Here is a 22,529-nt window from a genome sequence, read left to right as displayed (position 1 = left end):
GCCCGAGGACCCGGGCACCCGCGGCGGCGCACGCGGCTTCAGCCCAGGGGCAATTCCAGGAAGGCCGGTGCTTCCTCCGGGGAGCTGAGGACGGTCTGCGTCCAGGTCACGGAGGCGTCCCCGTACAGCGGGTCCTTGCTGTCGACCACCAGCATCAGACGGTGTCCCGGGGCGATGTCGTACGCGGCGGCCTGGAGCCGCCAGGTCACGGTGCGGTCCTGGTCGGGCGTCAGCCCGTACACGTTGAGCGGCTCGTGGGTGATGATCCGGGCCGTGCCGTCCTCGGCGACGTCGAAGAGATGGGCGACGAGACCGGCGGAGCCGGCCGTGGAGCGGACCGTGAGGCGCAGCCGCGGGACGCCCCGGACGCGGCGGCCGGCCGCGCCGTCGCCCGCCAGGGGGGTGAGCGGTGCGGTGGTCCAGACGACGGCGTGCCGGCGGTCGATCTTGCGGGTGTCGTAGGTCTTGGGGCTGCCGGCGCGTTCCGCCTGACCGGTCCGCATGAGGCCGTCCATGGCGGTGGCCTCGGTGTCCACGCCCGCGAGGAACGCGCGGCGCCAGCCGATGACCTCCGAGGGAGCCGTCGTCTCGCCCGCGGGGAGGAGTCGGCCGTCGGTGCCGCCGGCGCCGTCGCCGGTGAGGCCGAAGACCTCGACGCCGGTGGTGACCCGGCTCCAGTCGGCGCGGCTCTCCCGGGAGGCCTCTTCGACGATGCGGTTCTCGCCGGTGGGCTCGCCGGTGCCGGGGTCGAGGACGGGTTCGGTGACGTACGTGAACATCACCTGACCGCAGACCTGTTCCCACTCCTCGACGCCGTTGCGCTCGCCCTTGAGGTGATGGTCGAGCCAGGCGTACGCCTCGGTCAGGGGGAGGTTCGCCCTGCCGGGCTCCGTGCCGACGAGTCCCGGGCCCTCGGGGGCGGCGTGGTCGCCGATCCAGAGGTTGAGCCGCTTGGGGACCTCGAGGCCGTCGAAGGTCTCCAGGAGCTGGTTGACGGCGAAGAGGCCCTCGTGCCAGGTGTTCGAGAAGAAGGTGGGGGTCTCGTTCTCGTTGGTGAGGTGGAGGTACGACTCGGGGGCGCGCAGCCGGCCCCACTCGACGATCCGGTCGAGGTTCCGGTCGGCGAGGAAGTCGGCCAGGATCTCCTGGTTCGCCTTGTCGAACTTGGTCTCCACCGGGCCGCCGGTGAGCGCGAGGAGGGCCTTCACGGCCGCGAGGTGGCGGGTTCCGTGGGCGTAGAGGCTGGTGGCGAGGTTCCCCCAGGTGCTGAGGGCGACGACGGCGGTGACGCGGTCGTCGTGGGCGGCGACGAGCTGGCTGATGCCGGAGCCGTAGGACTCGCCGAGGAAGCCGATCGCGCTCGGGGCGAGGTACTCGATCGCGAAGTCGATGACGGCGGAGCCGTCGGCCCAGCCGTGGGGCCCCGCGACGTCGACGAAGCCTTCGGAGGTGGAGGGCAGTCCGGGGATGCCGAGGCCGCGGGGCGTGTAGGCGAGGACGTGGTAGCCCCTGCGGGCGAGGTCCAGGTAGGACCAGAGGAACAGCGGCCAGCCGTAGGGGGTCCAGCCGGCCGGGACGACGACGAGCGGGTGGGGGCCGGGGGCCGACTGCCGGAGGCTGAGGGCGGAGAGGCGGATGCCGTCCGTGGCCTCGATGCGGTGGTACGCGGGCAGGGCGAGGCCCCGTACCTCCTCGACGCGCGCGGCGAGTGCGGCGGGGAGCAGGGCCCGGGGGGGCGTCGCCGCTTCCGTTCAGGAGGGCGGTGGCCAGGGTCCGGCCGAGGCGGACGACGTCCGGGTCGACGGTGCCGTCGGCGGCCCAGGGGCCACGACCGGTGAGGCGGGAGGCCTCGGCCGCGGTGAGGACCGTCGTGGTGCCCGGGAAGCCGGGGAACTCTTCGGACGATCCGTTGGCGAAGGGGCTGTCCTGGGGCACGGGCACCCGTTTCCTCTCGACTGGGCTGCTGGCGGTCCGCTCTGCGGACGGTCGCAAGCCTCACGTACCGGGAACGGAGCGACCAGAGCGCACGAACGGCGCACGGGACGCTCAACCGGGCGGCAACGACACAAGCCGCCCCGGGCACGACGTTTGGGAGGACACGGGGCCCCAGGGGCGGCCGGCCCTGATCGGCAGGGCACCCTCGGGGTCTCTCCGGCGGACCAGGGCCTGCCGGACAGGCCCTAAGGCGCGTCCGGCAGGTATCCGGTCGCCGCGCGGGCATAGGAGTGCAGGGCGGTGATCACCTCGCGGGGTGAGCGGCGGCCGGCGAGCACGTCCATCTGGTAGCCGTCCTCCATCGCCACGAAGTTGGCGGCGACGAGGCGGGCCGGGTCCGTCAGGGTGAAGTGGCCCTGGGCCTCGCCGAGGACCAGGATCCCCTGGTAGACGCCGATCTGGCGCTCCGTCAGGACGCTGTCGAGGGCAGCGGCCTTCGGGTCGCGGAGCGTGCGGGGCCAGTACTCGAACAGCAGTCGGGGCAGCCGGTCCTGGGGGCCCGACGCCACTCCGGACGCGATACAGGTGGTGAGCCGCTCCCGGGCGTCGGCGTGCCGTTCGGCCGCCGCCTCGCGCTCCCGGCAGAAGCGTTCCATGGCCTGCCGGAAGGTCTCGTACATCAGGGCGTCGAGGTCCTCGTAGTAGTACAGGACCGCCGCCGGCGTGACCCCGGCCTCCTCGGCGACGTCCCTCAGCCGGAGCCCTTCGAGCCCGCGGTTGAGCAGGGCCCGTGCCGCGGCCTCGCCCAGCTGGGCGCGCCGGGCCTCCTGGTCCTTGTTCCGCGCCACCGGGACCCCTCCACCGTCTCGTGAACTAAATCGGAACCAAAAGATACAGCCCCAGTCCTTGACCGCACCACGCGCGATTCATTAAATCTCCGTTTAACGAAACAGGGCGTCCGTACGCCCCTCACCGGGAGGCCCTCATGACCCGCGCATCCGACACGCCACCCCCTTCGACACCACCCCCAGGGAAGGGGCTGCGAGGCGACTCCGTCGGTCTCCTCGCCACGACGGCCCTCGGGCTCGCCTCCGTGGCCCCCGCCTACAGCATCGCGATCACCCTGGGCCTGGTGACCCTCGTGGTCGGCGACCGGGCCCCGGCCGCCCTGCTCCTCGGCTTCGTGCCGATCCTCCTCACGGCCTTCGCCTTCCGGGAGCTGAACCGGCGCATGCCGGACTGCGGCACGACCTTCGTGTGGAACACGCGGGCGTTCGGCCCGGCCGTCGGCTGGGTGGCGGGCGGCTGGACGGTCCTGGTCGCGACCGTCCTCGCGATGACCGCGCTCGCCCAGGTCGGAGCCTCCGCGCTGCTCGCCTTCCTCGGGCTCGACGCGGCGGCCGGCAGCACCTTCGCCGTGACCGCCGTCGCCGTCCTCCTGCTCGCCCTGGTCGTCGTCGTCGCCTACCGGGGCATCCGGCTCGCCGCCCACGTGCAGTACGCGATGCTCGGCCTCCAGCTCCTCGCGCTGCTCGCCTTCGGCGTCGCGGCCTTCGCCCGGGACGGCGCCGCCACCCCCTCCCCGAGCTGGGTCGACCCCTTCGCCTTCGACGACTTCGGCGCCTTCGCCGAGGCGGTCCTCCTCTGCCTGTTCGTCTACTGGGGCTGGGACGCCCTGATCACCTTCAACGAGGAGACCGTCGACAGCGGCCGCACGCCCGGCAGGGCCGCGATCGTCTCCACCCTGGTCCTGCTCGTCACCTATCTCTTCACCGCGTTCGCCGCGATCTCCTTCGCCGGGACCGGCACCGGCGGGCTCGGACTCGGCGACGAGGAGAACGCGGCCGACGTCCTCACCCACCTCGCGCCCACCGTGCTCGGCGGCGCCGCGAGCCGGGTCGTCACGCTCGCCATCGCCGTCTCGGCCGTCGGCGCCCTGCTGACCTGCGCGGGCTCCACCCCCCGGAGCACGCTCTCGATGAGCGCGCACGGCGCCCTGCCCGCCGCCTTCGGCCGCATGCACCCGCGCTTCCGCACCCCCGCCTTCGGGACCGTGTTCTGCGGAGCCGTGGCGGCCGTCGCCCTGGTCCTGCTCACCCTGGTCTCCGCCGACTTCCTCGGCGACGCCATCCTGTCGATCGGCCTCCTCATCGCCTTCTACTACGGCGTCACCGGCTTCGCCTGCGCCTGGTACTTCCGCCGGCAGCTGCGGGACTCCCCGCGCGACCTGCTGGTCAAGGGCGTCCTGCCGGCGACCGGCGGCCTGATGATGCTGGCGGCTTTCGTCCGCAGCGCCTACGACATGGCCGACCCCGGCTACGGGTCCACGTCGGTCGGCGGAGTCGGCGGGGTCTTCCTCCTCGGCGTCGGCTCGATCGTCCTCGGCGTCGTCGTGATGCTGCTCGTCCGCATCCGCCACCGCCGTTTCTTCCAGGACGGCCGCACGGCCGTCACCGCCCTGTCCGTCACGGAGAACTGACACCCATGCGCACCCTCGCCCTCGCCGCCCTCCAGACCACGCCCGTCGCCCACGACCCGAAGGCCAGTTGGGAACGGTTCGCCGACCAGGTCCGCGCGGTACGCGACACCTTCCCGCACGTCCAGCTCGTCGTCGTCCCGGAGCTGCTGCTCTCCGCGGAGGCACCGCTGCTCCGGTCCCGCGCGGAGTGGATGCGGGAGGCCGCCGTACCGGTCCCCGGGCCGCTGACGGACCGGCTCCGCGCCCTGGCCCGCGAGACCGGCCTCTGGCTGGTCCCGGGCAGCGTCTACGAGCGGGCCGACGACGACCACGTCTACAACACCGCCCTCGCCGTCTCCCCCTCGGGCGAGATCGTCGCCCGCTACCGCAAGGTCTTCCCCTGGCAGCCGTACGAGCGGACGCGGCCCGGCAGCGAGTTCGTCGTCTTCGACCTGCCCGGCATCGGCCGCGCGGGGCTCGCCATCTGCTACGACGGTTCGTTCCCGGAGACCGCTCGCCAGCTGGCCTGGCTGGGCGCCGAGGTCGTCATCCAGCCGACGCTGACCACCACCCGCGACCGCGAGATGGAACTGGTCTGCGCCCGGGCCAACGCCTGGACCAACCAGGTGTACGTCGTCAACGTCAACGCCGCCGACCCGGCCGGAGTCGGCGCCAGCGTCATCGTCGACCCGGAGGGGACCGTCCGGCAGCAGGCGGGGACCGGCGAGGAGGTCCTCGTCGACGTCCTCGACCTCGACACCGTCACCCGCGTCCGTACGTACGGCTCCGCCGGCATCAACCGGCCCTGGGCCCAGCTCGCCCGTTACGGCGACCGGATCGAGCTGCCCATGTACGGAGGCACGTTCCGGCCGGTGCCGGCGCGCGACTGAGCGGCGCGGCCCCGTCAGGGGACTGCGGGCGGGCGGACCACGAGGACGGCGGCCACGTCGTCGTCGAGGCCGTCCGCCCCGTAGGCGGCGAGGTCCCGGTGGAGCAGCGCGGGCAGCTCCGCGGCCGGCTCCCGGGCCCAGCCCCGCAGGCGCAGCTCCAGCGGGTAGAAGGTGCCGGCCCGGTCGCGGGTCTCGCTGACGCCGTCGGTGTAGAGGAGCAGCCGGTCCCCCGGCCCGAAGGGGACCTCCTCGATCCGGTGGTGGCTGTCGGCGAGACCGGCGAGGTTGACGGGCAGCGAGGGGTCGGCGAAGTGCACGGGCTCGACGCCGGTCGCCCGCTGGAGCAGCGGGGCGGGGTGGCCGCAGCTGAGGAGCCGCGCCACGTCGCGGCCGTCGGGGAGCTCCACCAGGACGACGGTGGCGAAGCGTTCGGCGGCGTCGGAGTCCGGGTCCCAGGCGCCGTAGCGGGCGAGGCCCTCGTCGAGCCGGTCCGCGAGATCCGCGAGGTCGCGGGCCTCGTTGACGGCGGCGCGGAAGGAGCCGAGCAGGACGGAGGCGGTCTCGACGGCGCCGAGCCCCTTCCCCTGGACGTCGCCGAGCATGACGCGCACCGCGCCGGGGATCCTGACGGCCTCGTAGAAGTCTCCGCCGATCCTCGCCTTGGCCGCGGCCGCGACGTACAGCAGGTGCAGGTCGAAGCGGCCGAGGCGCTCGGGCAGCGGGCGCAGGACGACCCGCTGGACGACCTCGGCGACGGCGGTGACCTCGCGCAGGTCCCGCTCGTATCGGGCCCTGACCTGGCTGACCCAGGCCGCGGCGGCGGTCGCCGCCGCGAGCACCGTCTCGCTGGCGATGAGCTCGGTGGCGGTCGTCACCTCCCGGGTCGGGTCGAGGAGCACACGGACGACCATGGCCAACAGCCCGATGCCGACGGTCCCGCGCACGCTCCAGGTGACGGCGGCGAGCGCGGGCGCGGCGACGAGGAGCCGGTCGAAACGCTCCCGGTCGGGGGTGAGCAGGTCGGCGGCGACCGTCAGGACCAGGACCAGGAAGGGCAGCGCGCGACCGAGGTTGAACTGGGTACGCGTCGCCGTGCCGGGGGGACGGCGGTGACCGGCTGCGGGCATCTCATGATCGTACGCAGGGCCGTCCGCCGGGCCGGGGTGCCGTCGGGTCCGGGCGTGTCCCCCGGCGGTCGGCCCGGCCGGGCAGGGCCAGGGCGGCCGGGACGGCGAGCGCGGCGAGCGCCGCCAGGGCCGGAAGGGCGGCGCCCCGGACCGGCACGAAGCCGCCGCCGGGGACGAGGGCGAGGAGGAGGGTCGCGATGGCGACGCCGAGCGCCGGGCCGACGTTCATCGCGGTCTGCTGGAGCCCGCCGGCGACCCCGGCGTGGGCCTCGGGGGCGCGGTGCACGACGACGGAGGTCGCGGTGACCATGAGCGTGACGAACCCGGCGCCGAGGAGCGCGGAGGCGACGCCGACGGGGGCCGCGCCGGCCGTCGCGTCGAGCCGGGAGAGCAGCAGGACCCCGAGCGTGAGCAGCGCGGCCCCGGTGGTGGCGGTGCGCCGGGGGCCGAAGCGGCGCTGGAGCGGCGGGCAGAGCGGCGCGCCGAGGACCATGAGGACGGCGAGGGGCAGGACGCGCAGCGCGCAGTCGAGGGGGTCGAGCCCCTGGACGTCCTGGAGGAAGTACGTCGCCACGAAGAGCGCGCCGAAGAGGGCCGCGGAGGCCGCGAGGAGCACGGCGAGTCCCGCGACGACCGGCACGCTCCGGAGCAGCGCCGGGGGCAGCAGCGGGTCCGCGACGCGCCGTTCGTGCCGCGCGAAGGCCACTCCGGCGCCGAGGGCCGCGCCCCAGGTGAGGACGGCGGCACCGAGGCCACCGGGGCGGGACGCCCCGTCGAGACCGTGGACGAGCAGCCCGAGCGTGGCGGCGAGCAGAAGGGCACCGAACGGGTCGAGCGCGGCGAGGCTGGACGCCGGGCGGTCGGGGGAAACCGTCGGCCGGGGGCCCGGCGAGGCCGGGGCGCCGAACGGGTCGGCCTCGGCGGAGTCGGTTGCCCGACGGCCAGGGGAATCCGTCGGCCGAGGCCCCGGCGAGGGCGAGGCGCCGAGCGGGCCCGGTCCCCTGCCGTCAGGGGAACCCGTCGGCCGAGGCCCCGGCGAGGGCGAGGCGCCGAGCGGGCCGGGCCCTCTGCCGTCAGGGGAAACCGGCTGTCGGTGGGTCGGTGCGGTCAGGGCGAGCAGGCCGATGGCGAGGGTCGGGGGGACGCCGAGGAGGAAGACCGCGCGCCAGCCGTACGAGGAGACCAGCGCGCCGCCGACGAGGGGGCCGGCCGCGGCGGCGAGGCCGATGGCGGCGGTGCGCACGGCGATCGGGTTCGCCAGCCGTTCGGGCGGGAAGGCGGTGCGCAGCATGCCGAGGGTGGCGGGCTGGAGGAGCGCCCCGCAGACGCCCTGGAGCACGCGGAGCGCGATCACGGTGCCGATGCCGGGGGCCAGGGCGATTCCGGTGGAGGCGGCGGCGAAGCCGAGGGCGCCGACGGCGAAGACCCGGTGGTGGCCGTACCGGTCGCCGAGGCGGCCCGCGAGGACGAGGAGGCCGGCGACGGCGACGAGGTAGCCGGTGCTGGTCCACTGCACCTGGCCGACCTCGGCGCCCAGGTCGCGCTGGAGGGCGGGTTGGGCGACGGTCAGGACCGTGCCGTCGAGGGCGACGACGGCGGCGCCGACGACGCTGCAGGCGAGGGTGCGGTTCACGGGGCGGGCTCCACGGGGCCGAGGTGGGCGTCGAGCGCGGCGGGCTCCACGGGGCCGAGGTGGGCGTCGAGCGCGGCGGCCAGCAGGGGGCCCGGGTCGTCTCCGCCGGTGGCGAGGCGGAGGCTGCCCCAGTGCCAGAGCTGGGCGAGGCCGTGCAGGTTGGCCCAGAGGACGCCGGCGAGGAGGACGGGGTCGGCCGTCGGGCGGACGCGGGCGACGAGCCCGGTGAGGTGGGCGAAGAGCGGCAGGCTGGTCTCGCGCAGCCCGAGCCGTCCGCTCTCGAGGAGGTCGTGCCGGAACATCAGCTCGTACATGCCGCGCCGGGTGTCGGCGTAGTCGAGGTAGACGCGGGCGAGCACTCCGATCCGTTCGCGGGCCGCGGCCTCTTCGGGGTCCTCCTCGGCGACGCGGGCGGCCAGTTCGGCGAAGCCTCGGCGGGCGATGGCGGAGAGCAGCTCCAGGTGGGTGGGGAAGTACCGTCGCGGGGCTCCGTGGGAGACGCCGGCGCGGCGGGCGATCTCGCGGAGCGAGAGGGCCTGGGCGCCCTCGGCGTTCACCAGGTCGACGCCGACCCGGACGAGCCGGTCGCGCAGCCCGTCCTCATGCTCTTTCAGTGACATGGACACTGTCTACCAAGATCGAGTAGACAGTGTCTACTCACCTTCGCGCTCTCGTCCGTTACACTGGGCGACAGCGAAGGGGAGTAGCCCTGCGAACCGGTCGTCGACACACTGGAACCCCCGGGTTCCCGGTGACCGGGTCCGCGGATCACGCGGACGGGCGAGACCTTCGGCCAGGCAACAGCCGCGTCCGCGTTCCCGTGGGCGTGGTCCGTCATGCCGGGCCGAGTGGTCCTCCCGTCGCCCACCGAGGTGGCGCCCGGAGCCACGGGGCCCGGACCGAGCAGAGAGCCCCGGTATGCACCTCGACCCCTTGGCGATCCTCACCGCCTTCGGGCTGATCTTCCTCGCCGAGCTTCCCGACAAGACGATGTTCGCGTCCCTCGCCATGGGCACGCGCATGCGTCCGCTGTACGTGTGGATCGGCACCTCCACCGCCTTCCTGGCCCACGTCGCCATCGCGGTGGGCGCCGGCAGCCTGCTCGGGCTGCTGCCGGGCTGGACCGTCAAACTGGTCTCGGCCCTGATGTTCGGCTTCGGCGCCTTCATGCTGCTGCGCGGCGGGAGCGATGACGACGACGCCGACGAGGGCGGCCGGACGGTCAGCGGCTTCTGGCCCGTCTTCTCGACCGCGTTCACGGCCGTCTTCATCAGCGAGTGGGGCGACCTGACCCAGATCACCACCGCGAACCTGGCCGCCACCAACGGCACCTGGTCGACGGCGATCGGTTCGTTCGCCGCCCTGACGACGGTCTCCGCCCTGGCCCTGGTCGCCGGCCGCTTCATCGCCAAGCGCGTCCCCCTCAAGACCGTGCAGCGGATCGGCGGCGTCTGCATGGCCGGGCTCGCGATCTGGTCGCTGACCGAGGTCTTCACCGGCTGAGCACGCCCCGGCTCCGGCGCACGTCCCTTCCCGCCCCGGGAAGGGACGTGCGCCGTCCCGCGTCGGCTGGCAGCATGCGCCCCATGGCCACCACCTCCGAACCGGCCGACCGCCTCACGGCGTTCGGGAACCAACTCGTCGACGTGCACCTCTGGCTCCGCGAGGAGCTCGCCCGCCTCCGCGAGGAGCTGGACTCCTTCTTCTCCGGCGGCGCCCGCCCCCGCGACCTGCGGGCGCACTGCCTCGCCTTCTGCTCCGCGCTCACCCGCCACCACACCGCCGAGGACCGGGGCGTCTTCCCCGTCCTCGCCGAGGCGTACCCCGCGCTGCGGCCCGTGCTCGACGAACTGGCCCGGGACCACGTGCAGGTGGAGGAGATCCTGGTCCGCCTCCAGGGTCTCCTCGACACCCTCCCGGCCGAGCCGACGAGCGCCCCGGACCCGGCAGGGGTACGACGGGTCGGCGGCGAGCTGGACGGCCTCATCGCGCTCGTGGAGTCGCATTTCACGTACGAGGAGAAGAAGCTCGTCACGGCCCTCAACGAGCTCGGCACCCCGCTGCCGGACGACTTCGCGCTCCGCGACCTGACCGGCCCGCCGACGACCGGGCTCTGACAGCCGGCCGCCGACGACCGGCCTTTGCCCGCCGGGCTTTGACGACTGGGCTTTGACCACCGGGCTTTGACGACTGGGCTTTGACGACCGGGCTTTGACGACCGGCCGCTTACGCGCGAAGGCGCCCTCCCCATCTCCGGGAGGGCGCCTTCGTCCGGCCTCTTGATGAAGCAATGAATCACTGCTTCACTCCTTCCATGCCCTACCGACGCACCCCCGCCGTCCAGGCCCGGCTCGACGCCCAGCGCGCGTCGGTCGTCGACGCGGCCCTCAAGCTGCTCGCCGAGCAGGGGTACGCGGGCTGCACGATGGCCGCCGTCGCCGCGCGCGCCGGAATCGCCACCGGCAGCGTCTACCGCCACTTCCCGAGCAAGGCCGAACTCGCCGTCGAACTGTTCAGGACGGTGGTGAGCCGGGAAGTGGCGGCCGTCTCCGAGGCGGCCGGGCACCCCGGGCACGGTTCGGCGGCCGAGCGGGTGGTCGCCGTGATCGAGACCTTCGCCCAGCGGGCCCTGAAGTCGCCGCGCCTCGCCTACGCGCTGCTCGCCGAACCGGTCGACCCGGCCGTGGACGCGGAGCGGCTCGTCTTCCGGCGCGCGTTCCGGGACGTGTTCGCCGCGCGCGTCCAGGAGGGCGTGCGCTCGGGCGAACTGCCGCCCCAGGACGCGGTCCTGACGGCCTCGGCGCTGGTCGGGGCGGGGGCGGAGGCGCTCGTGGGGCCGCTGGCGGAGGGGTCCGTCGGCCCCGAGACCGTACCCGCACTCGTCACGTTCACCCTGCGAGCACTGGGAGCCCCCGATGCCGACCACGCATGAGGTCACCAACCAGGTACCGCCACTGACCGGTCACGACGTCTCCGCCGACCCCGCGCTCCTGGAGGCGCTGCGCCGGGAGGGCGCGGGCTGGGCCGAGGCCGAGGTCCGCGAGCTCGGGGCGAAGGCGGGAGGCGAGGAGGCCCAGGAGTGGGGGCGGCTCGCCGAGCGCCGCTCCCCCGTGCTGCACACCCACGACCGGTACGGTCACCGGATCGACGAGGTCGAGTTCCATCCGTACTGGCACGAGCTGATGGACGTGGCCGTACGGCACGGGCTGCATGGCGCCCCCTGGCGCGACGAGCGGCCGGGCGCGCACGTGGCGCGCGCGGCCAAGGTGTTCGTGTGGGGGCAGGCCGACGCGGGGCACCTGTGCCCGGTCTCCATGACGTACGCGGCGGTGCCCGCGCTGCGCGTCCAGCCCGAGCTCGCCGAGGTGTACGAGCCGCTGCTCACCTCCTCCGCGTACGACTTCGGGCTGCGGGTGCCGACGGAGAAGCGCGGGATCATCGCCGGGATGTCGATGACCGAGAAGCAGGGCGGCTCGGACGTCCGGGCGAACACGACCCGGGCCGTGCCGACGGGAGAGCCCGGGCAGTACGCGCTGACCGGGCACAAGTGGTTCACCTCGGCGCCGATGTCGGACGTCTTCCTTACCCTGGCGCAGGCTCCCGGCGGCCTGTCCTGCTTCCTGGTGCCCCGGGTGCTGCCCGACGGCAGCCGCAACGCGATCCGGCTCCAGCGCCTCAAGGACAAGCTGGGCAACCGGTCCAACGCCTCCTCCGAGATCGAGTACGAGGGAGCCCTCGGCCGGCTGGTCGGCGAGGAGGGGCGCGGGGTGGCCACCATCATCCGGATGGTCAACATGACGCGCCTCGACTGTGCCGTCAGCTCGGCCTCCGGCATGCGCCTCGGGCTCGTGCAGGCCGTGCACCACGCCACGCACCGCGCGGCGTTCGGGGCACGCCTCGTGGACCAGCCGCTGATGCGGAACGTCCTGGCGGACCTGGCGGTGGAGGCGGAGGCCGCGACGGTCGCGTCGCTGCGGCTGGCCGGGGCGGTGGACCGGGCGGCCCGCGGTGACGCCGAGGAGGAGCAGCTGCGCCGGCTCGGTCTCGCGGTCACCAAGTACTGGGTGTGCAAGCGGGCCCCCGCGCACGCGGCCGAGGCCCTCGAATGCCTCGGGGGCAACGGCTACGTCGAGGACTCGGGCCTGCCGAGGCTCTACCGGGAGTCGCCGCTGCCGTCGATCTGGGAGGGCTCCGGGAACGTCGCCGCGCTCGACGTGCTGCGGGCGATGTCCCGTCAGCCGGAGGCGGTGGAGGCGTACTTCGCGGAGGTCGACCGGGGCGCGGGAGCCGACCGGCGGTTCGACGCGGCGGTCGCGGGCCTCCGCAAGGACCTCGCGGGGCTCGGCGACCCGGATGCGGTGGCGTACGGGGCACGGCGGCTTGTCGAGCGCCTCGCCCTGGTCCTCCAGGGTTCCCTGCTCGTCCGGCACGGCCACCCGGCGATCGCGGACGCGTTCTGCGCCTCCCGCCTCGACGGGGACCGGGGCCTCGCCTTCGGGACGCTGCCCGCAGGCGTGGACACGGCGGCCATCATCGCGCGGAGCGGGCCGGACGCGGTGAGCACGCCGGCCTGACCGGTGCCGCGCCGTCCGCGGTCCGAACGGCCGACCCGGGCGGTCCGTGCCTCGTCCCGGCGCCTCCCGGGTGGCAGGCTGGTGGCGCACCGTTCCCGGGCCGCGGCGTCAGCCGGTACGAGAGGGAGTCCCCGTTGGGCAGCGAGGCGATCCACGACGAACTGGACGGGCGGGCGGCCGGGGTGGCCGGTCAGGTGGTGGCCTGGCGACGTCATCTGCACCGGCATCCGGAGCTGTCCAACCGGGAGGTGAACACGGCCCGTCTGGTGGCGGACCACCTGCGCGCCCTGGGTCTCGACGAGGTCCGTACGGGCATCGCGGGGCACGGGGTCGTGGGCGTCCTGCGGGGGACGGCGCCGGGCGCCGCGCCGGGCGGCGGGCGGGTCGTGGCGCTGCGGGCGGACATGGACGCGCTGCCGGTGAGGGACCTGTGCGGGGCGGACTTCGCCTCCGAGGTGGTGGACGCCGACTACCCGGGCGGCCCGTTCCCCGTCTCGCACGCGTGTGGGCACGACTGCCACACGGCGATGCTGATGGGTGCGGCGACGGTGCTCGCGGGTGTCCGGGAGCGGCTTCCCGGCACGGTCCTCTTCGTGTTCCAGCCCGCCGAGGAGGGCCCGCCGGTGACGGAGGAGGGCGGGGCGCGGGCGATGGTCGAGGCGGGCGCCTTCGCCGAGCCCGTGCCGACGATGGCCTTCGGCATGCACGTGACGCCGTATCCGAAGGGGTACGTGGGGTACAGGACCGGCAACCAGTACGGCGCGTCCACCCTGGTCCGCATCGTCGTCACCGGAAAGCAGGTGCACGGCTCCACGCCCTGGGAGGGAATCGACCCGATGCCGGCGGCCGGGGCGGTCCTGACGGGCATCGGCCAGCTCTACCGACAGGTCTCGGCCTTCGACGCGGTGACGGTGACGATCGGGCACGTCGAGGACGTGGGCCGCTTCAACGTCATCGGCCAGACCGTGACCCTGTGGGGCACGGTCCGCTGCGCCGTGGAGTCCGGCATGGCGGAGGTCCAGCGCCGTCTGACGACGCTGGCCGAGCACTCCGCCGCGGCGTACGGCGCGACGGCCGCGGTGGAGTACCTGCAGTCCGTGCCGCCCGTGCACAACAGCGGGCCGTGGGTGGAGGCCGGGTTGCCGACCCTCCGCCGGGTGGCCGGCGGGGGACGCGTGCTGGAGACGGGGGCGACGCTCGGGTACGACGACGTCTCCGAGTTCATCGGCCGGTTCGGCGGCCTGTACGTGATGCTGGGCGTCCAGGACGCCACGCCGGACGCCTCCGGCAGACCGGTTCCGGTGGAGGGCGGGCGGGGCCTCGTCACCAACCACAATCCGCACTTCTACGCGGACGACGACACCCTCGTCACCGGCGTCCGCCTCCACGCGCACGTGGCGTACGACCATCTGGCGGGCACCCTGGTCCCGCGTGAGGAGGAGTAGCCCCCTTCTTCACGGGCCCGGCCTCGGGAGCCGTCGTCTTCCCCCCGGCCGCGGCCGTGCCGACCGCCGCCACGAAGGCCCTGAGCAGAGCGGAGTCGGAGGCGGTCGGCCACACCAGGCCGTACTCCAGGGGCGGGACGCCGCGCACGGGGACGTAGGCGATGCCGGGGCGCGGGTGGTACCGGGCTCCCCGGGCCGCGCCGGGGGAGGCGCCCCGGCCCGCGGTCACGTGGGAGAGGACCTCCTGCCAGGTGGCGGCGGCCGGGCCCCGGCCGACGGGGGCGCCGGACGGGGTGCTGCGCGGGTAGTGGTGGGCGACCCAGTAACGGGGGACGGCGCCGGCGGGGGCGATCAGGTCGAGGCCCGCGAGGTCCTCCGGGCCGAGGGACGCGCGGCCGGCCAGCGGGTGGCCGACGGGCAGGAGGAGCACCCGCTCGTCGGTGACGACGACGGGCCCGGTGGTGAGGTCCGGTTCGCGCACGGGGAAGGCGGCGTACTGGAGGTCCAGCGTCCCGTCCTGGAGGGCGCGGACCCCGCCGTCGAGGGGGACTTCGCGGACGGTGATCTCGCAGCCCGGGTGGAGCGCGGCCACGGCCTCGGCGGCGGCGGTGAGCAGCTCGCCGCCCCAGGGGGTGCCGAAGCCGACGCGCAGCCTGCCGTGGACGCCGCGCCCGGCGGCGGTGGCGCGTTCGAGAGCGGCCCGCATCTGCCGGTACGCGGGCAGGAGGTCCTCGTACAGGGCGTGGCCGACGGGGGTGAGCCGGACGCTGCGGCTGGTGCGGGCGAAGAGCGGGGTGCCGACGCGGCGCTCCAGCTTCTTGACGGTCTGGCTGATCCGGCCGGTGGAGACGCCGAGGCGCTCGGCGGTGCGCCCGAAGTGGAGTTCCTCGGCGAGCGTGAGGAACGCTTCCAGTTCGTACCGTTCGAGCACCGGCCCCCCCTTGACGTCCACTGATCGTTGAGTGTGGCTCAACGCCGGTTTCATGATGACACCTTGATCGGCCGGGGTGGCGGCCGGGAGCCTGGAGGCGTCCCCCTCCCCCGTACGGAAGAGGCTCCGTGGTCCCACGCACCCCCGCCCCCGCCGACTCCGCCCCGCGCGTGAACGTCCTGCTCCTCGCCGTGGCGGGAGCGGTCACCGTCGCCAACATCTACTTCCCGCAGCCGCTGCTCGCCGCCGTGGCGCGCGGTCTGGACGTGTCGGAGCGGACTGCGGGGCTGATCGCCTCGGCCGCCCAGATCGGGTACGCGCTCGGCATCCTGCTGCTCGTGCCGCTCGCCGACTCCGCGCGGCTGCGCCGCCTCACCTCGGTGCTGCTCGCCCTGACCAGTGGCGCCCTGCTCGTCGCGGCGGCGGCGCCCGACGTGGTCACCCTGACGCTCGCGACCCTCGCGCTCTCCACCACGACGGTGCTGCCGCAGATCCTCACCCCGGTGGCGGCAGTGCTCGCCGGCCCCGGACGGCAGGGCCGCGTCGTGGGTCTGGTGGGCCTGGGGCTGACGCTGGGGTCGACGCTCTCCCGTACGGTCTCGGGCGCCGTGGCCGACGCGAGCGGCAGCTGGCGGGGGGCCTACGCGGTGGCGGCCGTGGCGACGGCGGCGCTGGTCCTCGTGCTCCCCCGCCGGCTGCCCGAACGGCTGGGATCGCGGGGAGGCGCCTCGTACGCAGGGCTCCTGGCCGGGCTTCCCCGGCTCCTCAGGGTCCACCGGGAGCTGCGGACCTCGGCGCTGCTCGGGGCGTGCGTCTTCGCGGCGTTCAGCGTCTTCTGGTCCGTGCTCGCCTTCCACCTGGCGGCCCCGCCGCTCGGGTACGGGCCGGGGGCGGCGGGCCTCTTCGGGGTGCTGACCCTGCCGGCGGCGCTGCTCTCGGCGGCGGCCGGGCCGCTGGCCGACCGGTGCGGGGCCTCGGTGGTGAACGCCGGGGGGCTGGTCTGCGCGGGGCTCGGCCTCGCGGCGGCCGGGCTCGCCCCGTACTCCCCGGTGGCCCTGGTGGCCGGGGCGAACCTGCTGGTGGTCGGGGTCAGCTCGTGCCAGGTGGCCAACCAGGCGCGGATCTTCGGGATCGGCCGGGCGGTGGCGGCCCGGGTCAACACGGTCTTCATGCTGGCCACGTTCGGCGGCGGAGCCCTCGGATCCCTCGCCGGGTCCTGGCTGTACGCGGCGCACGGCTGGCCGGCCGCGCTGCTCGCGGCCGGGGCGTGCGTCGCCGTCGGCGGGCTCGTGGTGGTCTCCGCGCGACCGGCGGTCCCGAGTTGCGTCCGGGACGTCACACGGGAGGCTGGGGGTATCCGCCCGCGCATCCCGCAGGGAGAGTCATGATGCTGGACCTCACCGCCCTCGCCGACGAGCACCTGACCGCGGCCCGTACGGCGCCGCACGGGCGCAGCGCCCATCTGGTGATGCACGACGGGGTGCTGCGGCAGACCGTCATCGCCCTGACCTCGGGCACCTCCCTGGACGAACACAACGCGCCACCGGCCGCGAGCCTCCAGGTGCTGCGGGGCCGGGTGAGCCTGACGGCGGCCGGGCGGGCCGAGGAGCTGCGGGCCGGCACGCTGCGGATGATCCCCAAGGAACGGCACGGGCTGACGGCGCTGGAGGACGCGGTGGTGCTCCTCACGGCCGTGAACGACTGAGAGACCGGCTCCGGTCGAATATTCGCTGCCCCGTCGGCCGGTGGACGGGCAGACTCACCCCCATGGCAGACATGAGGGCATCGGCGGACACCAGGGCGTCGGCGGACACGAGGGCGTTCCAGGACGAGATGGGCCGCTGGGCGGCCGGCGATTCCGACGGAGACACGGCGCGGGACCTGGCCGTGTCCCTGGGGCTGCGCACGGCGGTGCTCCTGGAAGGACCGAGCGACTTCGCGGCCGTCGAGACGCTGGCCGCGCGGCGCGGTCGGGACCTCGCCGCGGAAGGCGTGTGCGTGGTGTCGATGGGCGGGGCGATGAGCATCGCCCGCTACGCCGAACTGCTCGGGCCGCCGGGGCTCGACCTGCGCCTGACGGGCCTGTGCGACGAACGCGAGCGGGGCTTCTACGAGCGCGGTCTGATGCGGGCCGGAGCCCCGCGTGAGGACTTCTTCGTCTGCGTGGCGGACCTGGAGGACGAGCTCATCCGCGCGCTGGGCCCGGCGAGGGTCGAGGAGATCATCCGGGCGGAGGGCGACCTGCGCCCCTGGCAGACCTTCCTGACCCAGCCCGCCCAGCACGGCCGGCCCCGGCACCAGCAGCTCCGGCGCTTCCTCGGCACGAAGAAGGGCCGCAAGATCCGCTACGGCGCCCTCCTGGTGGAAGCCGTCGACGCCGCCCGGGTACCGGAGCCGCTCGACGGCCTTCTGGCGAGTCTGTGACCTTCACGGACGGAGCCGCCGTGCCGAACTCCCGCAAGGGACATGGTCAGGTTTTCGCACCGGATGACCGGGGCTGTGGCTATGTTGGGGGGATGACTACCGGGACGGCATCACGCCACACACGGATCGGTGACCCGGTGCTCTTCTGAGCGCCGTACGGGCCGGTGCAGGCCCACTGTTCGATCGAGGAGCTGGCGCTGCCGCGCGGGCTCCGCCTCCGTCGTGTTGATCACAGGCTCGATTCGTCAACCACGACAGGAGAGTTCATGCGCACCAAGACGTTGCGGATTCCCACCGAAGACGGCCAGGCCGATGCGTTCGCCGCCTTCCCCGACCGCGGCGAGCGGCACCCAGGGGTGCTGATGTACGCGGACGGCTTCGGCATCCGGCCCGTGCTGCGGGAGTTGGCCCGCGAACTGGCCGGGCACGGGTACTACGTGCTCGTCCCCAACCCCTTCTACCGGCACGGCCCGGCACCGGTGGTCGAGCTTCCCGAGCACATCGGAGAGGAGGTCCGGCCCGCCGTCTTCGCCCAGCTGATGCCCTTGCTCCAGGCGCACACCACCGAGCGTGTCCTGAGCGACGCCGACGCCTACCTCAGGTTCCTCACCGGCCAGCCCGAGGTCGGCGCCGGACCGGTCGCGGTGACCGGCTACTGCATCGGCGGTCTCTACGCGGTGCGCACCGCCGCTGCCCACCCCGACCAGGTGGCGGCCGTCGCCGCGTTCCACGGCCCCGTGGGCGTCGACGGGCCCGACCTCTTCTCCAAGCTCACCGCCCAGGTCCACCTCGGGCACGCCGAAGGCGACATGACGCCCGAAGCCCTCGGCGAACTCAACGAGGTTCTGGACGCCGCAGGTGTCCACCACACCTCCGAGATCTACCCCGGCACGATCCACGGCTTCACCATGGCCGACACCGACGCTTTCAGCGCGTCCGGGCTGAAGCGCCACTGGGACCGTCTGCTCCCGCTCCTGGACCGCACCCTGGGCGCCGGCCGAGGCTCCGGCTCGGAACCGAACCTGCCCAGGTGAATGCGCCCCGTCGGCGGCTCAGTCGTCCGCCGTGACCAGGACGAGCGGGGTGCCGCCGCAGGGCAGCAGCCGCAGGCCGCCGGCGCGGTGTTCGGCCGGCGGCCCGGCGAGGACGGCGGCGAAGTCGGGGCCCTTGGTGAGGGATCCGGCGAGATGGGCCGGGTCGGTGGAGGCGGCGACCCGGCCCCGCGCATTGACGAGCCGGGCCGGTGCGGCCAGCCGCTGGAGCACGGGGAGGACGGCCGCCTCGAAGTGCCGCAGATAGACGTCGGCGGCGGCCACACCGACGAACCGGCCGTCGAGGGCGACCGGCGCGGAGAGCGTGAGGCTGTACTCGTCGGAGCACAGGTAGTCCACGTAGGGCCCGGCGACGGCCCGGCGCCCGGTCTCGCGGGGCAGGGTGTACCAGTCCCAGTGGGTGTAGTCGGAGTAGGCGGAGTGCTCCGGGTCGAGGTCGAGGAGGAGCGGCCGGACGGCTCCGTCGGGGCCGCGCTGCCACCACTCCAGCCAGCCCGGTACGTCGGTGAGGAGCCCGGGAGCGGCGACGAAGCCGACGCCCGAGACCAGCGGATGGGCCCCGAGCCGGGCGTGCAGTCCGGGGCGCAGTCCGGTCAGGTCGGCGGCGACGGGTTCGCGGCCCGCTCCGGTCGCCCCGGCGAGCAGGGCGCCGGTGTCGGCGCCGGTCTCGGCGACGGCGGCGAAGACCTCTTCGAGGGCGTCCCGGACGCGGCCGATGACCGCGTCGACCGGGTCCGTGTCAGCGACGGCCCCCGCGGGGCCCGCGAGCCCGGTGCTCCTGCCCATGCGTGTCCTCCTCGGGACGAGGCTCGGTTGCGTGGCCGGGGGTGCCGAGGCGCAGCGCGATCAGCCGCCCCACCGACTCCCGTACACACGTCTCGGCGAGCGTTCTGGCCCGCTCGTCGGCCTCATCCTGCACGGCGGAGATCACGGCGCGGTGACGATCCGACACATTGGCGAGATGGACGGGGTCGTCGAGGACGAGGCAGAGGAGCGCACCCAGGTCCGTCTGGAGGGCGATCTCCTCGCGGGTGAGGCGGGCGGACTGGGCGGCGGCGGCGAGTTCGACGTGGAAGCGGCCGTAGAGCCTGCTGCGGGTCGCCGGATCTCCGGCGGCGGCGAGTTCCTCGACCGTACGGGTGAGGGGGCGCAGGTCCCCGGGCTGGGTGCGGCGGGCGGCGAGCAGGGCGGCGGCGCCGGAGACGGCGGCCCAGTGGTCGCCGAGGTCGCGGAGTTCCTCGGTGGACCAGTCGGCGAGGCGGGCGCGTAGCCGCTCCTCCGGCGGGTTGTCGGGCAGGGTGACGAAGCTGCCGCCGCCGCGGCCCCTGCGCGTGGTGACGAGGCCTTGCTGCCGCAGGGCCATGAGGGCTTCGCGCAGGGTGACGGTGGAGACGCCGAGCTGTCCGGCGAGTTCGGTCTCGCCGGGCAGCTGTTCCCCGTCGGCGAGGAGTCCGAGCTCGATGGCGTCGCCGATGCGGCGGACGACGGTGTCGACCCGGGCCCGGGTGTCGACGGGGGCGAAGACGGCCCTGCGGGCCGCGCCGGTCCCGGCCGCGCCGCCTGCCTCGTCCGGCCTGCCGTTCGGTCTCACGGTTAACCACCTCGCGCGTCGGGCGTTGACTCAGGCTTTACCTTAAAGGGGTCTTGAGATTTGAACTATGACTTCATATGTTTACGTCCACGCCCGAGCAACGCTCCACCGCACCAGAAAGGTTCCCGCCCATGGAGGGAATGGCGATCCGGCTGACGGGACTGCGCAAGACCTACGGCCGGACCGAGGCCGTGGCCGGGGTGGACCTGGAGATCGCGGACGGTGAGTTCTTCTCGATGCTCGGTCCCTCCGGCTCCGGGAAGACGACCGTGCTGCGGATGATCGCCGGCTTCGAAGCACCGACCGCCGGGACCGTCGAGCTGGCCGGCCGCGACGTCACCCGGCTGGCCCCCTTCGAGCGGGACGTGCACACCGTCTTCCAGGACTACGCGCTCTTCCCGCACATGACGGTCGAACAGAACGTCGCCTACGGCCTCAAGGTCCGCGGCGTGCCCCGCGCCGAGCGCCTGGTGCGCGCCCGGGCCGCCCTCGCCCAGGTCGGCCTCGACGGTCTCGGCAGGCGCCGGCCCGCCGAGCTCTCCGGCGGCCAGCGCCAGCGGGTCGCCCTGGCCCGCGCGCTCGTCGGCCGCCCCCGCGTCCTGCTCCTCGACGAACCCCTCGGCGCGCTCGACCTCAAGCTCCGCGAGCGGATGCAGGTCGAACTCAAGGCCATCCAGCGGGAGGTCGGGATCACCTTCGTCTTCGTCACCCACGACCAGGAGGAGGCCCTGACGATGAGCGACCGGATCGCCGTCTTCCACCAGGGCCGGATCGAGCAGGTCGCCGCTCCCGCCGAGATCTACGAGCGCCCCGCGACCCCCTTCGTCGCCGGTTTCGTCGGCACCTCCAACCTGCTGACCGGGGAGACCGCCCGACAGGTGGTCGGGGCGGCGGGCACGTACAGCATCCGCCCGGAGAAGATCCGGATCCTCCCCGACCACAAGGCGCCCGGCGACCCCGGGCACACCACCGCCGCCGGCACGGTGGCGGAGGTCGTCTACCTCGGCGACTCCACCCGCTTCCTGGTCGACCTCGACGGCGGCGGCCGGCTCACCGCCCTCCAGCAGAACCTGGAGACCTCCTCCGCCGACCTCGCCGCCTTCCGGGGCGCCCGGATCGGCCTCCAGTGGCATCCGGACCATGCCGTGCGCGTCCCCGAGAGCGCGTGAGCGACCTCCCTCCCCCTGCCGGCCGCCCGACCCCGTGAACCCCCCCTCCCCCCCACGCCCCTCGTCCTTCGCCCCCTCACGCAACGGAGAACCACGTGCGCCCGCACCGCTCCCTCCTGACCGCAGCCGCCCTCTCCGGGCTGCTCCTCGTCACCGCCTGCGGATCGGCCGACCCGGCGGGGTCCGGGAAGTCCGGCGGCCTCAACCCGCCCGACCTGAAGGCGCCGACGGCGCTCGGCAAGGCCGAGGGCGAGGTCAATCTGATCGCCTGGGCCGGATACGTCGAGGACGGCTCGAACGACCCGAAGGTCGACTGGGTCAGCGCCTTCGAGAAGCAGACCGGCTGCCAGGTCAACACCAAGACCGCCGCGACCTCCGACGAGATGGTCTCCCTGATGAAGACCGGCGCGTACGACGCCGTCTCCGCCTCCGGTGACGCCTCCCTCCGCCTCATCGCCTCCGGCGACGCCGCACCCGTGAACACCGCGCTCGTGCCGAACTACGCCGACGTCTTCGCCGGTCTCAAGAACAAGGAGTGGAACTCCGTCAAGGGCGTCGCCTACGGCATCCCGCACGGCCGCGGCGCCAACCTCCTCATGTACGACACGGAGAAGGTGAAGCCGGCTCCCGACTCCTGGTCCGCCGTCTTCGACAAGGCCTCGGCGCACAGCGGCAAGGTCACCGCCTACGACTCCCCCATCTACCTCGCGGACGCCGCCCTCTACCTCAAGGCGACCAAGCCCGAGCTGGGCATCAAGAACCCCTATGCCCTCGACAAGAAGCAGTTCGACGCCGCCGTGGCCCTGCTCAAGGAGCAGAACGCGCACATCGGCGAGTACTGGAGCGACTACCTCAAGGAGATCTCCGCCTTCAAGAGCGGAGACTCGGTCGTCGGCACCAGCTGGCAGGTGATCGCCAACCTCGCCGAGTCCGAGGGCGCGAAGATCGACGCGGTCCTGCCGAAGGAGGGCTCCACCGGCTGGTCCGACACCTGGATGGTCTCCGCCAAGGCCAAGCACCCCGCCTGCGCCTACAAGTGGCTCGACTGGATCGTCTCGCCGAAGACCAACGCGCAGGTCGCCGAGTACTTCGGAGAGGCCCCGGCCAACGCGAAGTCGTGCGCCGAGACCGCCGACAAGAACCACTGCGCCGTCTTCCACGCCGCCGACGAGGGGTACTGGAAGCAGGTCCACTTCTGGACCACGCCCATCGAGCAGTGCCTGGACGGCCGCACGGACGTCCGCTGCGTGCCGTACGCCCAGTGGGTCCAGGCCTGGACCGAGATCAAGGGCTGACCCCG

The 22,529-nt window shown here is 74.0% G+C and carries 21 protein-coding genes; 13 read left to right on the top strand and 8 right to left on the bottom strand.

What is annotated here, in order from left to right:
- Window positions 1-38: 38 nt before the first annotated feature.
- Both BLW86_RS36935 and BLW86_RS36930 read right to left on the bottom strand, forming a co-directional pair.
- Complete coding sequence (locus tag BLW86_RS36935) at window positions 39-1,637, bottom strand: CocE/NonD family hydrolase C-terminal non-catalytic domain-containing protein (RefSeq protein ID WP_371129685.1); 1,599 nt, start codon at window positions 1,635-1,637, stop codon at window positions 39-41.
- A gap of 543 nt (window positions 1,638-2,180) precedes the next feature.
- Window positions 2,181-2,783, bottom strand: a complete 603-nt coding sequence (locus BLW86_RS36930; RefSeq protein WP_093878056.1) for a TetR/AcrR family transcriptional regulator — start codon at window positions 2,781-2,783, stop codon at window positions 2,181-2,183.
- A 137-nt stretch (window positions 2,784-2,920) separates the two neighbouring features.
- On the opposite strand from BLW86_RS36930, the gene BLW86_RS36925 reads away from it, so the two are divergent.
- Window positions 2,921-4,414, top strand: a complete 1,494-nt coding sequence (locus BLW86_RS36925) for an APC family permease (protein ID WP_093878055.1) — start codon at window positions 2,921-2,923, stop codon at window positions 4,412-4,414.
- Window positions 4,415-4,419: 5 nt separating this feature from the next.
- Window positions 4,420-5,283 carry a carbon-nitrogen hydrolase family protein gene (locus tag BLW86_RS36920; protein WP_093878054.1) on the top strand — a complete coding sequence of 288 codons (864 nt, stop codon included), beginning with the start codon at window positions 4,420-4,422 and terminating at the stop codon, window positions 5,281-5,283.
- A gap of 14 nt (window positions 5,284-5,297) precedes the next feature.
- Here BLW86_RS36920 and BLW86_RS36915 read toward each other — a convergent pair whose 3' ends face one another.
- The 3 genes from BLW86_RS36915 to BLW86_RS36905 are packed head-to-tail and all read right to left on the bottom strand — an operon-like array spanning window position 5,298 to window position 8,663.
- Complete coding sequence (locus tag BLW86_RS36915) at window positions 5,298-6,410, bottom strand: PP2C family protein-serine/threonine phosphatase (protein ID WP_093878053.1); 1,113 nt, start codon at window positions 6,408-6,410, stop codon at window positions 5,298-5,300.
- 1 nt (window position 6,411) lies between these two features.
- Window positions 6,412-8,043, bottom strand: coding sequence for an MFS transporter (locus tag BLW86_RS36910; RefSeq protein ID WP_093878052.1), 1,632 nt, complete (start codon window positions 8,041-8,043; stop codon window positions 6,412-6,414).
- Window positions 8,040-8,663, bottom strand: coding sequence for a TetR/AcrR family transcriptional regulator (locus BLW86_RS36905; RefSeq protein WP_093879068.1), 624 nt, complete (start codon window positions 8,661-8,663; stop codon window positions 8,040-8,042). The genes BLW86_RS36910 and BLW86_RS36905 overlap by 4 nt, the downstream gene beginning before the upstream one ends.
- A gap of 298 nt (window positions 8,664-8,961) precedes the next feature.
- Here BLW86_RS36905 and BLW86_RS36900 point away from each other — a divergent pair, with 298 nt between their 5' ends.
- From BLW86_RS36900 to BLW86_RS36880, 5 genes are all read left to right on the top strand, one after another.
- Window positions 8,962-9,546: a TMEM165/GDT1 family protein gene (locus BLW86_RS36900; protein ID WP_093878051.1), complete on the top strand. Its 585-nt coding sequence runs from the start codon at window positions 8,962-8,964 to the stop codon at window positions 9,544-9,546.
- 83 nt (window positions 9,547-9,629) lie between these two features.
- A complete protein-coding gene (locus tag BLW86_RS36895; RefSeq protein WP_093879067.1) occupies window positions 9,630-10,160 on the top strand; it encodes a hemerythrin domain-containing protein in 531 nt (176 codons plus the stop codon).
- A gap of 197 nt (window positions 10,161-10,357) precedes the next feature.
- Window positions 10,358-10,975: a TetR/AcrR family transcriptional regulator gene (locus tag BLW86_RS36890; protein ID WP_093878050.1), complete on the top strand. Its 618-nt coding sequence runs from the start codon at window positions 10,358-10,360 to the stop codon at window positions 10,973-10,975.
- A complete protein-coding gene (locus tag BLW86_RS36885; protein WP_093878049.1) occupies window positions 10,959-12,617 on the top strand; it encodes an acyl-CoA dehydrogenase family protein in 1,659 nt (552 codons plus the stop codon). Before BLW86_RS36890 ends, BLW86_RS36885 begins: the two co-directional genes overlap by 17 nt.
- 134 nt (window positions 12,618-12,751) lie before the next feature.
- The gene (locus BLW86_RS36880; protein ID WP_093878048.1) at window positions 12,752-14,062 is read left to right on the top strand and encodes a M20 metallopeptidase family protein; all 1,311 of its coding nucleotides are present in this window, start codon (window positions 12,752-12,754) and stop codon (window positions 14,060-14,062) included.
- On the opposite strand, the gene BLW86_RS36875 is transcribed toward BLW86_RS36880, so the two are convergent.
- Window positions 13,986-14,993, bottom strand: coding sequence for a LysR family transcriptional regulator (locus tag BLW86_RS36875; protein ID WP_177181860.1), 1,008 nt, complete (start codon window positions 14,991-14,993; stop codon window positions 13,986-13,988). The genes BLW86_RS36880 and BLW86_RS36875 overlap by 77 nt on opposite strands.
- A 128-nt stretch (window positions 14,994-15,121) precedes the next feature.
- Between BLW86_RS36875 and BLW86_RS36870 the strand changes: the two genes are divergently transcribed.
- The 4 genes from BLW86_RS36870 to BLW86_RS36855 all read left to right on the top strand — a co-directional run bounded on the left by BLW86_RS36870 (window position 15,122) and on the right by BLW86_RS36855 (window position 18,451).
- Window positions 15,122-16,381 (top strand): MFS transporter, encoded by a 1,260-nt coding sequence (locus BLW86_RS36870; RefSeq protein WP_093878046.1) that lies wholly within the window; start codon window positions 15,122-15,124, stop codon window positions 16,379-16,381.
- The gene (locus BLW86_RS36865) at window positions 16,381-16,698 is read left to right on the top strand and encodes a cupin domain-containing protein (protein ID WP_093878045.1); all 318 of its coding nucleotides are present in this window, start codon (window positions 16,381-16,383) and stop codon (window positions 16,696-16,698) included. The genes BLW86_RS36870 and BLW86_RS36865 overlap by 1 nt, the downstream gene beginning before the upstream one ends.
- Window positions 16,699-16,760: 62 nt before the next feature.
- On the top strand, window positions 16,761-17,417 hold the full coding sequence (locus BLW86_RS36860; protein WP_256341568.1) for a TOPRIM nucleotidyl transferase/hydrolase domain-containing protein: 657 nt from the start codon (window positions 16,761-16,763) through the stop codon (window positions 17,415-17,417).
- 266 nt (window positions 17,418-17,683) lie between these two features.
- Entirely contained in the window at window positions 17,684-18,451 is a 768-nt protein-coding gene (locus BLW86_RS36855) for a dienelactone hydrolase family protein (RefSeq protein WP_093878043.1), read from the top strand.
- 18 nt (window positions 18,452-18,469) lie between these two features.
- On the opposite strand, the gene BLW86_RS36850 is transcribed toward BLW86_RS36855, so the two are convergent.
- Both BLW86_RS36850 and BLW86_RS36845 read right to left on the bottom strand, forming a co-directional pair.
- A complete protein-coding gene (locus tag BLW86_RS36850) occupies window positions 18,470-19,255 on the bottom strand; it encodes a cache domain-containing protein (RefSeq protein ID WP_093878042.1) in 786 nt (261 codons plus the stop codon).
- Entirely contained in the window at window positions 19,209-20,060 is an 852-nt protein-coding gene (locus BLW86_RS36845) for a FadR/GntR family transcriptional regulator (RefSeq protein ID WP_093878041.1), read from the bottom strand. The genes BLW86_RS36850 and BLW86_RS36845 overlap by 47 nt, the downstream gene beginning before the upstream one ends.
- Window positions 20,061-20,191: 131 nt before the next feature.
- Here BLW86_RS36845 and BLW86_RS36840 point away from each other — a divergent pair, with 131 nt between their 5' ends.
- Window positions 20,192-21,229: an ABC transporter ATP-binding protein gene (locus BLW86_RS36840; protein WP_093878040.1), complete on the top strand. Its 1,038-nt coding sequence runs from the start codon at window positions 20,192-20,194 to the stop codon at window positions 21,227-21,229.
- A gap of 95 nt (window positions 21,230-21,324) precedes the next feature.
- Window positions 21,325-22,524, top strand: coding sequence for an ABC transporter substrate-binding protein (locus BLW86_RS36835; RefSeq protein WP_093878039.1), 1,200 nt, complete (start codon window positions 21,325-21,327; stop codon window positions 22,522-22,524).
- The last annotated feature ends 5 nt before the right edge of the window (window positions 22,525-22,529 follow it).

Origin of the sequence: Streptomyces sp. TLI_105 (assembly GCF_900105415.1) — a bacterium.
Classification (GTDB): domain Bacteria; phylum Actinomycetota; class Actinomycetes; order Streptomycetales; family Streptomycetaceae; genus Streptomyces.
Note: the sequence above shows the minus strand (reverse complement) of the source record. Positions and strands in the feature narration are given on the sequence as shown.